Source organism: Streptomyces sp. NPDC000075, assembly GCF_040301925.1.
Classification (GTDB): Bacteria; Actinomycetota; Actinomycetes; order Streptomycetales; family Streptomycetaceae; genus Streptomyces; species Streptomyces polychromogenes.
Genome location: NZ_JBEPFL010000006.1, coordinates 85819 through 102130 on the forward strand (window position 1 = coordinate 85819; position 16312 = coordinate 102130).

10 protein-coding genes are annotated in these 16312 nt (G+C 72.2%); 6 read left to right on the forward strand and 4 right to left on the reverse strand.

Annotated elements, in window-relative coordinates:
- Nucleotides 1-27 precede the first annotated feature (27 nt).
- Complete coding sequence (locus tag ABT403_RS09695) at nucleotides 28-831, forward strand: hypothetical protein (protein ID WP_344166127.1); 804 nt, start codon at nucleotides 28-30, stop codon at nucleotides 829-831.
- A gap of 1168 nt (nucleotides 832-1999) precedes the next feature.
- On the opposite strand, the gene ABT403_RS09700 is transcribed toward ABT403_RS09695, so the two are convergent.
- Both ABT403_RS09700 and ABT403_RS09705 read right to left on the reverse strand, forming a co-directional pair.
- Nucleotides 2000-3733 carry an AAA domain-containing protein gene (locus tag ABT403_RS09700; RefSeq protein ID WP_344166721.1) on the reverse strand — a complete coding sequence of 578 codons (1734 nt, stop codon included), beginning with the start codon at nucleotides 3731-3733 and terminating at the stop codon, nucleotides 2000-2002.
- Nucleotides 3734-3920: 187 nt separating this feature from the next.
- Nucleotides 3921-4949 carry an AAA domain-containing protein gene (locus ABT403_RS09705; protein ID WP_344166128.1) on the reverse strand — a complete coding sequence of 343 codons (1029 nt, stop codon included), beginning with the start codon at nucleotides 4947-4949 and terminating at the stop codon, nucleotides 3921-3923.
- 503 nt (nucleotides 4950-5452) lie between these two features.
- Here ABT403_RS09705 and ABT403_RS09710 point away from each other — a divergent pair.
- From ABT403_RS09710 to ABT403_RS09725, 4 genes are read left to right on the forward strand one after another with little or no spacing between them, the layout of a single operon-like run.
- Complete coding sequence (locus ABT403_RS09710) at nucleotides 5453-7021, forward strand: TIGR02677 family protein (protein ID WP_344166129.1); 1569 nt, start codon at nucleotides 5453-5455, stop codon at nucleotides 7019-7021.
- Nucleotides 7018-8253: a TIGR02678 family protein gene (locus ABT403_RS09715; protein WP_344166130.1), complete on the forward strand. Its 1236-nt coding sequence runs from the start codon at nucleotides 7018-7020 to the stop codon at nucleotides 8251-8253. The genes ABT403_RS09710 and ABT403_RS09715 overlap by 4 nt, the downstream gene beginning before the upstream one ends.
- Nucleotides 8250-12383: a TIGR02680 family protein gene (locus ABT403_RS09720; RefSeq protein ID WP_344166131.1), complete on the forward strand. Its 4134-nt coding sequence runs from the start codon at nucleotides 8250-8252 to the stop codon at nucleotides 12381-12383. The genes ABT403_RS09715 and ABT403_RS09720 overlap by 4 nt, the downstream gene beginning before the upstream one ends.
- Nucleotides 12374-13621, forward strand: a complete 1248-nt coding sequence (locus tag ABT403_RS09725; protein WP_344166132.1) for a TIGR02679 family protein — start codon at nucleotides 12374-12376, stop codon at nucleotides 13619-13621. The genes ABT403_RS09720 and ABT403_RS09725 overlap by 10 nt, the downstream gene beginning before the upstream one ends.
- A gap of 50 nt (nucleotides 13622-13671) precedes the next feature.
- On the opposite strand, the gene ABT403_RS09730 is transcribed toward ABT403_RS09725, so the two are convergent.
- Complete coding sequence (locus ABT403_RS09730) at nucleotides 13672-14121, reverse strand: Lrp/AsnC family transcriptional regulator (protein ID WP_344166133.1); 450 nt, start codon at nucleotides 14119-14121, stop codon at nucleotides 13672-13674.
- Nucleotides 14122-14262: 141 nt separating this feature from the next.
- Here ABT403_RS09730 and ABT403_RS09735 point away from each other — a divergent pair, with 141 nt between their 5' ends.
- Nucleotides 14263-15264 carry an asparaginase gene (locus ABT403_RS09735; RefSeq protein ID WP_344166134.1) on the forward strand — a complete coding sequence of 334 codons (1002 nt, stop codon included), beginning with the start codon at nucleotides 14263-14265 and terminating at the stop codon, nucleotides 15262-15264.
- 64 nt (nucleotides 15265-15328) lie between these two features.
- On the opposite strand, the gene meaB is transcribed toward ABT403_RS09735, so the two are convergent.
- Nucleotides 15329-16312, reverse strand: coding sequence for a methylmalonyl Co-A mutase-associated GTPase MeaB (meaB, locus tag ABT403_RS09740; protein ID WP_344166135.1), 984 nt, complete (start codon nucleotides 16310-16312; stop codon nucleotides 15329-15331).

Sequence of the window (16312 nt, forward strand, 5' to 3'; positions counted from 1 at the left end):
TCACGACAACCATGACGAGCAGATGAGATGGGCGAGCTCGCGGACCGCGTGGCCCGGTTGGAACATGAGGTCACGGAGGCTCAAGAGGCGTTGCGAGTCGTCGAGAAGATCGACGAGGAGATCGAAAGCGCCATGGATGAGATCGAGAGCGTGTGCGAGGCGCTCCTCAACCTCTCGGGGGAACTCGACGGAGAGATCGCCGATCACAACTACGCCGCTGTCGAAGGATACGCCTACGAGCTGTGGGGTCTGGTCGACAGCGAACAGGCTCGGCGTGCTGTCGACACGGTCGCGCTGTTGACCGCGATTCGAGACGGGCGTGCTCTCCCTGCCACGTCCGTGGACGCGCTCATCATCGCTCTGAAGGACGTCAAGGCATCGCATCCCACACTCACACAGGAAGAACTCGACCAAGAGTTCCAGGCTGCTATGGATCGGGCCGAGGGGATCTGGAGGGAGATCTACGACGACGGCTCATGGGAGAGCGAGTACGAGCGCGAAAACCACCTTGCCGACCATATGCACGAGGCGAGGCAGGAAGCGATCTCCGAGCGTGCGGTACGAGCGGGCCGCTTGCTGATGGAGCTCTGCGATCACCTCGCGGAGACCGTGTGGCCGGAGGTCACGGATGGCCTCCGCAGGACGGACCTCGAAAGGGTGGCGCGGGCCCTGAAGGAGGCGTCCTTGGCGGGGGAGACGGCCCCGGCGGTATACAAGCTTTACGAGGCCAATTTGTCGGTGCAATACGAGTCGGATCCATACTCGCTCGGAGTCATGGGCGAGCAGCTGATGGCCTTCGAGTCATGGTTGGGCGTTCAGGAGAAGGGCTGATACCACCGCCATGAGTTCGCAGGTCGGTCTCTTCGACGGAATGTAGTACGTGGGGCTGCGGCCAGCCGAAGCCGAGGCGGTCACGCTGCCAGACTGCGAAATCTGGCGGTCCTCCTCCAAGGCTTCGGCCCGGACTGGTCTGGGCCCGCGAACGCCCGCGCCAGTCCGCTTGGCCTGCACACCAGAGGACCGTTCAGCGTTGGGTGAGTTTTTCCAGGCGCAGATCGCCCGCCAGCAGAGCGACGGCTCCTTGGGCGACTGGACGGAACACGGCCCCGCCTTGGGCGGTGAGCGGGTCCTCGCGGTGTCCGTGTCCCTGCTCGCCGCCGCCTCGTCGCACGCGAGCGCGAGTGCCTTCCGCGGTGCGTGCAATCTTGCTGCGGTAGGAGTGGAAGCCCAGTTCTGTGCAGAGGCCAAGCACTATCAGGTCCGGCGGACCAGGGCACTCACTTCGCTTTCGTCGCCGTGCCTGCGTCGACCTCGGTTGCCTTGCCCGTCCCGTCGAGGTGGCCAGTGACGCTCGTTTGGACGCAGGGCCCCACCCGCCAGGTTGCCGAGTCCACTCGGACCTGCAGGTTTCTTGGCTTCTGGGTCTGTGTACTTCTTCCCGATGACGCACCACGTGGAGTGCGTGGCGATACTGGAGCCGGTTGCGAGGGGCCGCTGATCTGCCATTCTGTGGTGGTCATCGGTCGTCGGCCTGTTTCGGCTGATCCCACTCCCGGACTCGACGGGAGACCGAAGAACCGTGGGCGGGGCTCCGCTAGCGGAGGGGAACGATCGTGCTTGCCGACCGGCTGTGCGAAGCGTGCCTCGTCGGCTTCAGCCGGATCTCCCCGGATGCTGTCGGCGTTCCCGCCGTCACCACCGGCAGGGCCGGATGATCGGAGAGTCCGCCACGGTGCTCGCCGACGATTGCCAACGGCTGCGACGGCAATCATCGCAACACCGGGCAGACAGCCGCGCCGGCGGCCTCGTTCAATACCGGGCGGCGGCCGCCCGCGCTGCCCGGACGCCATCGGGGGGGCACTGGAGTGCGCCTGGAACGCACGGTCCACGGCTGAAGCCGCAGACGTACACGGTGCAGGCGCCCGGTTGCTGGTAGCCGACGCGCGAGGTCTCCCTCCCAGTATTGCGGCACCTCCGCCGCACCGGTCGGAACAGGATGTCAGCGGCCGGCCCGTAGGTGGATGTCCTGGGTCCAGGCGTTGGAGCGGCCCGAAGTGGTGGTCTTGCACGACGTGGCGTAGCAGCGCCAGAACCAGTTGCCGTTCTTCCGCCGCCGGATCTCGATCTCCGTACCCCGGCACCTGCCGCACTTCGGCGGGCGGGCGAAGGTCTCCGCGTGCTCGTGCGCGAGCAGCTTGCGGGCGAAGTGCGCGCCGCGCATCGCGATCATCATCTCCCGGGTCCAGCTATGGGAGAGGGTGTTCAGGCTTCCGAGGAGGACGGTGCGCTCGTCGAAGACCGAGATCTTCTGGTGCATGACGTTCATCGGGATCACGGTGTGGGCCACGGCGCGCAGGTCAGCGATCAGCGCCTGGCTCGCGGGCTTGCGCTGCAACTGCTCCGTGTCGTCACGGATGAAGACCGTGATCCGTACACCCCGGTCGGCGGCGGCCGCCAGGGCGGGCAGCAGGGAGCGGAGCCGCTTGGCGACCCACGGCGCCCAGAGCCACAGGGAGTGGCGTGTCTGAAGGTCGTCTCGTCGTGGACGTCGGTCACCTCCACGTGCCGGCCCAGCACCTCGGCCAGGGCCGTGCCGAACTCGCCGCGGAACGGGACCGGGGCCTTCGGCGGGGCGATCAGGTGCTTGGCCTTCAGGATTCGGACGCCCGGGGTTCCGATCAGTGCGGCAAGCCGGGCCAGGGCCGTTCCGGGCTTGGCGTTCCTGAGGCGGGCCCCGCCGGCGACGACGTAGCCGGGTCTTCGTCCGGGTCACGGCCACATTGAACAGGCGGACGCCGTTACGAAGCCACGCGTCGGCCCCGGGCTGCAGGTGGGCGAGGGCCATCCAGAGCTCCCGGTCCCCACTGCCCTCCACCGTGTCGAAAACGACGATGTCGAACTCGCGGCCCTGGAACCCGTGGGCCGTGCCGACGTCCGCGAGCGGGCGGTCGGCACCTTCGACGTCACGCAGTGCTTCCAGGGTGGCCTCGGCCTGGACGCCGTACGGCGTGACGATGCCCGCCTCCTCACCCTGCTCGCGGTGGAGTTCCACCAGAGCCCGGGCAATGAGGGAGCCGGCCGGCCACCACCCCTTGCGACTGCCGGTCAGGTGGGCGCGGGCCAGCTCGTGCAGGCCGTCGGTGTCGATGAGGACGATCTCGGGGTCGTTGTCCGGCCGCCCCCGCAGCGCCTGGGGGCCGCCTGTGAGGACACCGCCGTAGGCGAGGTCGTTGGCCAGGCGCATGACGGCGGGGCCGAATCGGTGCTGTTCGGTGAGAGTGATGCAGGACGGGTGCGCCTGGGCGTCGGAGGGTTCACGGATGCCGCAGTGCTGGAAGACGTCCGGGTGCAGCCACTGCTTGATGTCGGGGCGGTCGTTGTTGCCGAGGGACGGCGGGATCACCGGCCCCAGCTGCATGAAGTCCCCGAGCAGGACGGCCGCCCGGTCCGCCTTTCCGGTGGCGAGCAGGACCTCGGGGAGGGTCGCGGCACCCGCTTCGTCGACGAGGACCACGTCATACGGCCCCTCGAAGACCGTTCGGTTGGTCCGGAACCGGGCCAGGGTGGTGGCGACCAGCTTGGCGGACTTGATGATCTCGCCCTGGGCGTTGTGGGCGAGCCGTTCGTACTCCTCCTCGCCTGCTGGTACTGCTTCTCCAGTTCCGGGCGGCGGGTGCGGTCGGCGGCCACGGCGGGCCGCAGTCGTTCGGCCCGGTCGTGCTGGACCGGCCAGCCCCGTTCGGAGGCATGTTCGGCCAGGGCGTGGGCCTGCCGGGCGCGGGCGGCCGTCTCGGAGGCCCGGATCGCCTCCTGCTCCAGGGCGTGAGCCCGTTGCTCCGCCTGCTTGCTCTCGGCCACCAGGGACACGACGTCGGCTTCGAGCCGGGCGATCTGGTCCCGGGTGAGCGGGATGGTCTCGGTCAGTGCGTTGATACGTGCCCCGAGACGGGCGATGTGCGCGGTCGCGGTGGCGCGGGCTTCCTGGGCTGCCACACGGGCGCCGGTGGCGGCCCCCGGGCGTCCGCCAGTTCGTTCTGGAGCGCGGAGATCAGCTCGCGCTGTCGCCACCGGCCGACGGCGCTCTTCGCCTCGAGGTCCTTCAGCTTCTGTTCCAGGGAGCGGCGGCGGTCTTCCACGAGGAGAGCGTCGGCCTCGCGGTTGCCGGCCGCTTCCCGTACTCGGGTGATTTCCTCCGAGAGGTCGTCGACCTCGCGCCACCGCTCCTTCGCGGCGTCGGCGGCCTTCTGACGTGCGTGCGCCGTCCCGATGGCCTCCCCCGAGTCAGCCAGGATCCGGATCGCCCGGCTGAGCCGCTGCTCCGCCTCCGTCGCCCGGGCCTGCGTCGCCGCCACGTCCTGTCCCGGCGTCCGTACGAGCTTCAGCGCCGCGAAGTACGACGGGGCGTCGAAGCCCACAAGGCTGCTTTCCAGCGCTGCCAACCGCCCCGCCCGCTGCCCGATCGCGACGAGTTCGGCCTCGAGGGCCGCGCGCCGGGCCGCGGCCTCCGTCAGCCGGGCCCGGACCATCAGGGGCAGGGACACGGAAGGGTCCTCGGCCACCTCGCGCAGGTGCGGCGGTCCCACCCGGACGACGTCACCGGACGCGTGGCGCTTCTCCCGCACCACCCCCAGCAGGGCGTTGTCCACGGAGATGTTCGTCGCGGACACCAGCAGCACACGCCGGCCCTGGGCGATCAGGTCACCGATGGCCCGCTTGAGGACGGTGGTCTTCCCCGTGCCAGGCGGCCCCCACACCAGGTGGACGCCTTCACCGAGGCAGGCCCGGTAGGCGTCGGCCTGGGCCGGATGGAATCCCGGCGGGTCGACGGCTTCGGCCGACGCTCCGCCGATCGTGCCGGTCGCGAGAGCGGTGGCGAGGGGATGTTCGCCCAGTCCCGCGATGCCGTCGCGCAGAGCCTCGATCAGGAAGGTGGGCGGCTGCTTGAGCATCAGAGGTAGGGGTCGGTGATCTCGGTGAACTCCGGTACCCGCAGCGTCAGCAGGGAGTCGTTCTGTACGGTTTCGGAGACGGCGAAGCCCTTGGATCCGATGCCGTCATCGTCCGGTCCGGCCAGCCTCAGGTGGTCCTGCTGCCCGGTCCGATGTCAGAGCCCCGCAGATCGACCACGTATCGGCCGGGACCACCGCTCCGGGCCGCCCTGCCGACGCGCTGCCAACGTGGCTGCCTGTCCGCGCCCCCCTCGACGGCGATCCACTCGCCGAGTGCCGAGGCGATCTCCTCGCGCCATCCCACCTGTCGTCCCCCGATCAGCCCGGTCCGATGGGCGGCCCGCTGCTGAGCCGCGTACCTACCCACCTGGTGGTTGTCACACGCAGTGAACGTCCGACGGCGGGCAGGCTCAACGCGGTCGTGAGTCGACCGACCGGTGAGATCCGGCCAGCTGCTGCAGTCCCCGGCCGCGATGGCTCCCCGTGCGGGAGAATGGCCCGCGATGACCCGCAGCACCACCGGGCCGGAACCGCAGACCGGCGTGTACGGCCCCTTCGCCCACCTCACCGCACCGAACGCCGTGCTGTACCGGCACGTGATGCGGGCCTTCGTCACCGCCAAGGAGCGGTTCGCCGTTCACCTGCGGCCCGAGGACGTGTACGCCGCGCTGCCCGCTGCGGTGAGGCCCGCCGAGGTGGAGGCCGTGGCGAGCGCGCTGGACGCTCTGGCCGCGGTGAGGTGGGGGAACCTGCGGGCCGACCCGGACACCGCCCGGGTCACCGCCGTCGAGGACTTCTACCGCAAGCGGTACATCTACCAGCTCACGCAGGCCGGGGAGGCCGCCGAGGAAGCCCTGGGCGTCTACGACGAGGCGCTCGGGCGGCGCGGTGCGCTCCAGGCCGTGGCCCTGCACGACATCGTCACTCAGCTGCGGGCGCTCTTGGTGCTCGCAGCCGAGGACGAGCCCGATCCGGCCAAGGCACACCTGGCGCTGGACGCGCTGGCCAGCCGGTTCGGCGCGCTCGCCGAGAACGCCCGCGCCTTCATGGGGTCGCTGCAGCGCACCATTGATCTCCACGAGGTGAAGGAGGAGGCGTTCCTCGCGTACAAGGACCGGTTGATCCAGTACCTGGAGCGGTTCATCCAGGATCTGATCACGCTGGGCGGCCGGATCGCCCGCCTGATCCTGGAGCTGGAGGAAGGCGGTCTGATCGACGGCTTGCTCCGGGCCGCCGCCGCGCGGGAGGCCGAAGACGCCGCCCCCGAGGAACTGCCGCAGGCGGCGCGGGACGCCCTGGAGCGATGGACGGGGAAGTGGGCAGGGCTCGCCGCCTGGTTCATCAGCCGGGACGGCCGTGAGTCGCAGGCCCGGCTGCTACGCGGCCGGGCGCTCGGGGCGATCCCTCAGCTGCTGGCCGTCGTACGGGCGCTGAACGAGCGCCGTGCCGGGCGTTCCGACCGGTCCGCGGACTTCCGTACCCTCGCCCGCTGGTTCGCCGAGGCGGCCGATGACGATGCCAGGCACCGGCTCTGGCGGAGCGCCTTCGGCCTGTATCCCGCCCGCCACCTCACCGTCGATGCCGACACCCTCGCCGCACGGGCCGAGCGGCCGGTGCCCGCCGGTACGCCGTGGGCCGGGGCGGAACCCTTGCGGATCAGCCCCCAGCTGCGGCGGACCGGCAGCTACGAGCGGCGCGGCAAACCGCGCAAGGTCGAGGACCGGGCAGACCTGCGGCGGCAGCTCGCCGAGGTGGCCGCCAAGCAGCGGGCCGAAATCGCGGCAGCGCGCGCACGGCTCGTCACCGACGGGATCACCCGCCTCTCCGGGCTCGGAGAACTCGATCCGGTCGCGTTCGGTCTGTTCCTGCATCTGCTCGGCGACGCGCTGGCCACCTGGCGGCCGGGCATGCGCCACACCGTGGCCACGAGCAGCGACGGCTCCATGGAGATCCGGCTCAGCGCGCTGGCCGACCCGACCACGGCGGAGGTCCGCACACCCGGTGGGGTGTTCCGTGGGCCCGACCACCTGATCGAGATCGTCGACCTGACGGGCGGGGAAGGAGAGCCGTGAACAATCAACTGGCCGAGGTGCTCGACGGGCAGCACGCCGCCGATCTGCGCAAGGCTGCGCGCGCCCTGTTGAAACAACCCCTCCTGCTGGCGCGCGGCCCCGCTGCGGAGGAGTTCCGTCTCGTCCGCCGGCACGCCGCCGAACTGCGTGAATGGTTCGACCGGAACACCGGCTGGGGGCTCCAGACGGATGCCGGATCCGCCCGCCTGCGCAAGATCCCCGGTACGCTCACCGACCCCACCCACCCGGCGCGCGAGGCGACCCGCGCAGCCGCCCCCTTCACCCGGCGCCGGTACGTGCTGCTCTGTCTCGCCCTGGCCGCCCTGGAACGCGGCGAGGCCCAGATCGCGCTGGGCCGCCTCGCCGAACAGGTCGTGCTCGACGCAGCCGACCCCCACCTGATCGCCGCAGGCATCGAATTCACCCTCGACCGGCGTGCCGAGAGGATCGATCTGGCCGCCGTCGTACGGCTCCTGCTCGCACTCGGCGTGCTGCGGCGGGTCGCCGGCGACGAGGACGCGTACGTGAGCGGGGCGGGCGACGTTCTGTACGACGTGGAACGGCGGGTGCTGGCCGGGTTGCTCGCCGCGCGCCGGGGGCCCTCCACGGTGCACGCGCGATCCCCGGAGGACCGGCTCGCCGAACTCGTCGCGGAGACCGCGCTCGACAGCGACGAACTGCGGTTCCGTGCGATGCGGCGCAAGCTGACCCGGCGGCTGCTCGACGATCCGGTGCTCTACTACGACGAACTCGACGATGCCGAACTCGCCTACCTCACCCGACAGCGCGGCTTCCTCACCGCCCGCATCACGGAGCTGACCGGACTCGTCCCGGAAGTGCGGGCCGAGGGCATCGCGATGGTCGACCCGGACGATGACCTGACCGACCTCAGGATGCCCGAGCAGGGCACGTACGGCCATGTCACCCTGCTGCTGGCCGAACACCTGGCAGCCGCGGACGGACCCGTGGGCGTCGACGCACTGGCCGACCGTGTCAGGGAGCTCGCCGCCGAACACGGCGGTTTCTGGGCCAAGTCCGCAAGGGAGCCGGGCATGGAGGCCGAACTCGTCGAGCAGGCCGTGGCCCGGCTCACCGCTCTGCGGCTCGCCTCGCGGACCGACGGGGGCGTGGCGCCGCTTCCCGCCCTCGCCCGGTACGCGGTCGGTCCTGCCGTCGTCATCGAACCCACGACAGCGCGGATGCCCGCGCAGCGAAAGGCCGGTAATCCGTGACCCGCCTCCCCGCCCCCGGGCGAGCCCGCTGGCAGCCCCTGCGCATCGGCCTGGTCGATCTGTTCCACTACGACGTGGAGGAGTTCCACTTCCGCGACGGCCGACTGCTGCTGCGAGGGAACAACGGCACCGGCAAATCCAAGGTACTGGCCCTGACGCTGCCGTTCCTGCTCGACGGAGACCTCACCTCCCGCCGGGTGGAGCCCGATGGCGATCCCGGCAAGCGCATGGAGTGGAACCTCCTTCTGGGCGGCGAGCACCCGCACTCCGAGCGGCTCGGGTACACCTGGATCGAGTTCGGCCGGCGCGAAGAGACCAGCGGCGTTCCGCACTTCCGCACCCTGCTCTGTGGCCTCAAGGCCGTGAGCGGGCGGGGCATAGCCCGCCACTGGTACGCGCTCACCGACCAGCGCGTCGACCACGGCCGGGAGGAGCCGGCGGAAGGCACGTTCAGCCTGCTCGACGCCACCGGCACCGCGCTGTCCCGGGACCGGCTGGCCGAGGCCGTCGCCGGCCACGGCATGGTGTACGACCAGGCGAGGAGCTATCGACGGGCGGTCGACGAGGCACTGTTCGGGCTGGGCGAGCAGCGGTACGGAGCCCTGGTCGACCTGCTGATCCAGCTGCGTCAGCCGCAGCTGTCCAAGCGGCCCAACGAGGCCGCCCTCTCCCGGGCACTGACCGAGGCCCTGCCACCCGTGGACCAGGCCGTCATCGCGGATGTGGCCGAGGCCTTCCGGTCCCTGGACGAGGAGAAGGAGGAACTGGCCGCCGCCTCCGCCGCCGAGCGGGCGGCCTCCGGCTTCCTCGACCACTACCGCCGCTACGCGCGCATCGCCACGAGGCGCCGAGCCCGGCTGCCGCGCGCGGAGCACTCCCGTTACGAGCACCTCCAACGGGACCTCGCCGGCGCCCACGAGCAGCGCGTCAGGGCGGAGGAGGAGCGAGCGGCCACCGAGGAACACCTCGCCGAGCTGGAGGAGACCGAGGCCCGGCTGAAGGCTCAGGAGGCGGCCCTGCGCGAGGGACCGGAGATGCGCAGCGCACGGGAGCTCGAGCAGGCCGCCCAGTCGGTGGAGCGGACCATGCGGGCCGCGGAGCGGGCCCGGGACGACCAGCAACAGGCCGAAGGCCATCGCACCCGGGCGCTCGGCCGCCTCGGCGCAGCCGAGAACCGGCTGCGTACGGCCGGACTTCTCGCCGCGGACACGTTCCGGGACGTGCGGGAAGCGGCCGAGGCGGCCCGGATCGGGCCGATCGGCGACTTCGGACCCGGTGGCGCCCTGCCCGCTGAAGCGGAGCTCCGCCGGGTCGCCGACCAGGCGATGGACCGAGGCCGCCGAGCGCTCGCCCACACGGAGGAGCTCGCAGGGGCCGCCGAACGCGCGGCCGAGCAGCGGCGTCAGGCAGCCGTTCGCCTCGACGAAGCGGACACCGACCTCGACCGGGCCACCGGGGCGCTCGGCCTGGCGGAGGAAGCCGCGACCGCCGCCGGGCGGGCCTTGCTGGACGACGTACGGGGACGCGTCCTCGCATGGACCGAGCTGACCTGCTCCGACGTGACGGGTCTGCTCGACGAGCTCCAGGAGTGGACCGAGCACTGCGACGGCCCCTATCCGGTCCGCGGCCACGCCTCCCGGGCGCATGGAGAGGCATCGTCGCGGCTGGCCGGGATCGGGGCGGATGCGGCCCGGCGACTCGCCGACCTTGAGGCGCGTGCGGGTGAGATCCGTGTGGAGCTGAGCGCACTGGAGGAGGGGGGCCGCCGGCCTCCCCGCCCTCCGTACACCCGCACGCCCGGCTACCGGGAGCACCTGGCCGGCGCACCGCTGTGGCGGCTGGTGGACTTCCGCGACGGACTGCCGGAAGCGGACCGCGCCGGACTGGAAGCCGCACTGGAGGCCTCGGGGCTGCTGGACGCGTGGATCCTGCCCGACGGCACCGCGCTCGCCCCGGACGGATTCGACGTGCTCCTGTCGCCCGATGCCGGCCCGGCGCCCGGAGCCCGTCTCGGTGAGCTGCTGCGACCGGCCGTGGACAGTGGCGACGCTCGGGCCTCGGCGGTGGGCGAGGGCACCGTGGCAGGGGTGCTCGCCGCCGTCGGCCTGGGGGAGCGGAGCGGAGCCGGCACCTCGGTGGCGACCGACGGACGGTTCCGCGTGGGCGTACTGACGGGACGCTGGGGCAAGCCCGCCGCCGAGTACATCGGTGAAGGTGCGAGGGAAGCCGCGAGGAGGGCCCGCCTGGCCGCGCTGACTGCCGAACTCGGGCTGCTCCAGGAGGAGTGCGAGGAGGTACGGGCCCAGGCGGAGAACGTGGCCGCGCGCCGCCTGACCCTCGACGGCGAGCTGGCCCGCGTGCCCGATGAGGGCCCGCTCGTCCGCGCCCATGCCCGGGTCACGGCTGCCGTCGAGGCGGTACGCGCGGCCCGGCACCGGCGCGAGCAATGGGCCGCCGGACTTGCCGCGGCAGCCGAATCGGCCGAGCTGGCGGCCGCCGAGCTCACCGGAACGGCCGCCGATCTGGGCTTGCCCGCCGACCGGGAAGGCCTCGCCACCGTGCGCGCCGCGCACGGGGCCCTCGCCGTCTCCCTGGCCGCATGGTGGCCCGCGCTGCGCGAACGTGCCGAGGCCACTCGCCAGGTGGAGGACGAACGGGCCGAGGCGTCCCGGGCGGAAGAGCGCTCCGCCGAACTCGCCCGGCGTGCCGAGGCGGCCGGGCACGAGGCGGCTGCCGCGGAAGAGCGGCACCACACGCTCCGCTCGACCGTCGGTGCGGCCGTGGCCGAACTCCAGCGTCGGCTCACGGAGACCGCCGACGCCCTGCGGCACTGCCTTGCCGACCAGAAGGCGACTCGGCAGCGATACACGGCGGCCGACCGCGCGGCCGGCAAGGCCGAAGGCCGCATCGAGCAGCTGGAGAAGGGGCTGACCGAAGCCGCCGCCGCCCGGGCAGAAGCCATCGCGGGACTCCAGCGGTTCACCGCCACCGGCCTCATCACGGTCGCCCTGCCCGATCTGACGGTGCCCGCCGTGGACGACGGGTCCTGGGCCGCGACCCCCGCCATCGCCCTCGCCCGTGCCATCGAATCGGGCCTGACGGCCGCCGACGACTCGGACGGTGCCTGGGACCGGGCCCAGCGCCGTCTGGGCGAGGAGTTCAAGATCCTCCAGGATGCCCTCTCCCGGCACGGACACACCGCCTCCGCCCGTATGGTCGAGGACGGCATGGTCGTCGACATCGTGTACCAGGGGCGGGAACGAGCCGTACCCGAACTGGCCGGGGCGCTCACCGCCGAGGTCGGTGAGCTCATCCGCATCCTGTCCGCCCACGAGCGCGAGATCCTCGAGACCCACCTGGTCACCGAGGTGGCGGGCACCTTGCAGGAACTCATCGGTGCGGCCGAACGGCAGGTCCGGGACATGAACGCCGAGCTGGAGGACCGCCCGACCTCCACCGGCATGAAACTGCGGCTGGTCTGGCGGTCCTCCCGCAAGGCCCCGGCCGGACTGGCCCAGGCCCGCGAACGCCTGCGTCAGTCCGCCGACGCCTGGACCCCGGAGGACCGTTCGGCGGTGGGCGAGTTCCTCCAGGGGCAGATCGCCCGCCAGCAGATCGACGACACCTCGGGCAGCTGGACGGAACACCTCACCGCCGCCCTGGACTACCGGACCTGGCACGAGTTCGGAGTCGAACGGCACCAGCAGGGCCGCTGGGTCCCCGCGACGGGCCCCGCCTCGGGCGGCGAGCGGGTCCTCGCGGTGTCCGTGCCCCTGTTCGCCGCCGCTTCGTCGCACTACGCGAGCGCCGGCAGCCCCCACGCACCGCGCCTGGTCACCCTGGACGAGGCGTTCGCCGGCGTGGACGACGACTCACGTGCCAAGTGCCTGGGTCTGCTGCACGCCTTCGACCTGGACGTGGTGATGACCAGTGAACGGGAGTGGGCCTGCTACCCACAGGTGCCCGGCATCGCCATCGCCCAGCTGTCCCGCATCGATGACGTGGCGGCCGTACTGGTCACCCGATGGGAGTGGGACGGCATGCGGCGGACGCGCCGCGACGACCCGGTCCGGGACACCTCGGGGGCCGGGAAGGCCGTGCCCGCCGGCCGGGAGCCCTTGTGGAGCTGACGACGGGCAGCGAACGGGTGCCGGTCGACACGGTACGGCTGCGGAGCCTGCTCGGGGCTCCCGAGCTCGCCTGGCTCGTGGAGCGGGTACGCCGACGCCTGGCGGCCGAAGAGCCCCTGACCGGCGCCGTCACCCTGACCCGGCCCACGCCGGACCAACGGCGCGGGGCCGAACGCCTGCTCGGCCGCGCGCCCGGGGGTGGCCGGTCCCTCACCGTACGCCTGGAAGCAGTGGACGCCGTCCTGCGCCGGTCCGGCATCAGCGAGGACGGGCTCGCGGCAGCGGTCACCGCCCTGACCGGACCGGTCACCCTGCTCGGTCCCGCCCGGCGGGCCGAGGAGGAGGCGTGGCGGGACGCGTTCGCCCCGATCGACGAGCTGTCCGAGGAGATTCCCCGCCTGGCACCGTGGGCCGTCCGTCTCCGGGGCGACGGCCTGGTACGGCGCCTGGCGGGGAACCCGGCGGCCGCTCGGAACCTGCTCCTCCAAGCGGTGACCGTCCTGCGGGCCCTGCCCGCCGACCCGGCGGTCTCGCTGCCCGCCTTCGCAGCCCGCTTCCTGGACAGCTCCCACGCGCTGGACGACGGTACCCCTCTGGCCACCGTCACCCTGTCCGGTCTCCGTGCGATGACGGGCTTCCCCGACGGGAGCGGGGCCCAATGGCGACGGGACGCCTGGGCGTCGGCGGGACTGCTGCGCGACGAGCTGTCCTCGACCGTGCTCGTGCTGAACATGCGGGGCACCCCCGCCCTGGACTGGATGGCCGACGCGGGCGAGCCCTCCGTCCTGACCCTGAGGCAGCTCCTGCGCCGCCCTCCCGACTCCACCACCGGGGTCATCCACGTGTGTGAGAACCCTGCGGTGATCGCGGCGGCGGCCGACGCCCACGGCCGGGACTGCTCGCCGCTGGTCTGTCTGCAGGGCCAGCCGTCTGCCGCTGCCCTCGCCCTCCTGCGCCGGCTCCATGAAGGCGGTGCGAAGGTGCGCTACCACGGTGACTTCGACTGGGGCGGTCTGCGCATCGCCTCCGCTCTCCTGCGCCGCGTCCCGTGGCGGCCGTGGCGCTTCACGGCCGCCGACTACAGGGCCGCGGCGCTCACGGCACCGGCGGGCCCGCCCCTCATCGGCCGTCCGGCAGAGACTCCCTGGGACCCGGAACTGTCCGCCGCGCTCGTGGAGTTCGGCGTCAGGGTCGAGGAGGAGACCGTCCTCGATCATTTGTTGACCGACCTGGTGTGATCGGCCCCCACGGTAGGAGTCGCCGGTATCCTCCTGGCACCCCTGCGGGCTCAGACGGGCAGTCCCGTCGGTTCCTTGATGCGCTTCATGATGATCTGCGAGTTGACCTCCGTGACCCCCGAGAGGGCCGTCAGGTGTTCGATCCACAGGCGTTCGTACGCGCGGAGGTCGTTGACGGCGATGCGCAGGAGGCAGCCGGGGCTGCCGAAGAGGCGGTAGGCCTCGATGACGTCGGGGATGTCCTGGAGCGCCGCCTCGAAGGCCTCGACGGCCTCGCGGTCGCGGCGGACCTCCACCGAGACCAGCACCTCGAAGCCGCGGCCCACCGCCTCGGGGTCGATCACCGCGCGGTAGCCCTGGATCACCCCGTCCTGCTCCAGCTGCCGGACCCGGCGCATGCAGGGGGAGGGGGTCAGGCCGACCCGCTGGGCCAGTTCCTGGTTGCTGAGGCGGCCGTCGCGCTGGAGCTCGCGCAAGATTTCTCGATCGATGGCGTCCATGGCGCAATTATCCGCCATGGTTTGTGACAGGAGGCGTTCAATGCGCAATCGCATTGCGCGTAGATCTCACTATCATTGCCCTTTCTAGGACTTTTGTGCGAGAGCCCCGTTCCGGGGGCCGGACGTCAGGGAAGGGTGGTCATGGGGCGCATCGTCGTCATCAGCACCGGCGGGACGATAGCCAGCCGGTGGACGGGCTCGGGTTTCGCCGCCGAGGCCGACGGGCGTGAGGTCATGGCCACCGCGCCGCTGCCCGAGGGCATCACCGTCGAGGTCGTCGACCTGTTCAGCGTGAACAGCCCCCGCCTCACCACCGCCCACCAGCTGACCCTGCTGCGCACCGTCCACGAGGTCCTGGCCGACCCCACCGTCGACGGCATCGTGGTCACCCACGGCACGGACACCCTGGAGGAGTCCGCGTTCCTGGTGGACCTGCACCACCACGACCCCCGCAGCGTCGTCTTCACCGGCTCGCAGCTGCCCATGGGCTCCGCCGAGGGCGACGGCCCCGGCAACCTCTACGATGCCCTGCTCACCGCCGCGACCACGCGCGGGCTCGGCGTCCTGATCGCCTTCGCGGGCCGGGTGCACGCCGCCCGGGGCACCATGAAGACGCAGGCCGTGGCCCTGGACGCGTTCGCGGACCCCTCCCGCGAGCTCCTCGGCAAGATCGGCTTCGGCAAGGTCACCGTCCTGCGCAGCCCGCAGCGGCCGCAGGCGCTGCCGCTGCCCGCGATGCCGGAGCTGCCGCCGCGCGTGGACATGGTGATGCACCACGCCGACGGCGACCCGGTGCTCCTGAACGCCGCCGTCGCGGCCGGCGCCCGGGGCGTCGTCCTCGTCGGCACCGGCGCGGGCAACGCCACCCCCGAGATCGTCGACGCGGTGCGGGAAGCCGTGGCCCGGGGCGTGCTCGTCGCTCTGACCACCCGCGTCCCGGCCGGCCCGGTCACCGAGATCTACACGCACGGCGGCGCGGTCGACCTGGTCGCCGCCGGGGCCGTCCCCACCGGTACGCTGCGCGCCGGCCAGGCCCGGATCGCGGTCCTCTCCGCGCTGCTGGCCTCCGAGAACCCGGTCGAGCAGGCCCGCGTGCTGCGCGCGGCGCTGTCCGAAGAGGACCCGGTCCTCGTCGACGCCTGACGCTCGCGCCGACCCCCGCCGCAACGCGCACGCCGTCGCGGCGGCGGGGGGCCGGCGTCCCGGCTCAGGCCGTGAACGCCGCCAGGATCCGGTCCGCCGCCGACGTCGCCGTGACCGTCCCCGCGCGGACGCCCGCCTCCAGGGCGGGGGCCAGTTCCCGTACCGACGGGTTCGCCTTCAGGCGTTCCAGGAGCTCGTCGCGGACCATCGACCAGGTCCACTCCACCTGCTGCGCCGCCCGCTTGGCGGCCAGCCGGCCGCCCGCCTCCAGCAGGATCCGGTGCTGCTCCAGGCGGTTCCAGACCTCCGCCAGCCCCGTCGACTCCCGCGCGCTGCACGTCAGCACCGGCGGGGTCCACGCCGCGTCCGCCGGGTGCATCAGGCGCAGCGCGCCCGACAGTTCCCGGGCCGCGGCCTTCGCGTCGCGTTCGTGGGGGCCGTCCGCCTTGTTCACCGCGAGGACGTCCGCCAGCTCCAGGACGCCCTTCTTGATGCCCTGCAACTGGTCGCCCGTGCGGGCCAGGGAGAGCAGCAGGAAGGAGTCCACCATGCCCGCCACCGTCGTCTCCGACTGGCCCACGCCGACCGTTTCGACGAGGACCACGTCGTAGCCCGCCGCCTCCATCACGATCATCGACTCGCGGGTGGCCTTCGCGACCCCGCCCAGCGTCCCCGCCGAGGGGGAGGGGCGGACGAAGGCCGCCGGGTCGACCGCGAGCCGCTCCATCCGGGTCTTGTCACCCAGGATGGAGCCGCCCGTACGGGTGGACGAGGGGTCGACCGCCAGGACGGCGACCCGGTGCCCGAGGCCCGTCAGCATCGTGCCGAACGCGTCGATGAAGGTGGACTTACCCACCCCCGGCACCCCGCTGATGCCGATCCGGCGCGCCTTCCCCGAGTGGGGCAGGAGCTCCGTCAGCAGCCGCTGGGCCAGGGCCCGGTGGTCGGCCCGGGTGGACTCGACGAGGGTGATGGCGCGCGCGATCTGCGCGCGCTTCCCGTCGAGCACGCCCTTCACGTACACGTCGATGTCGATCTTCGGGGGCAT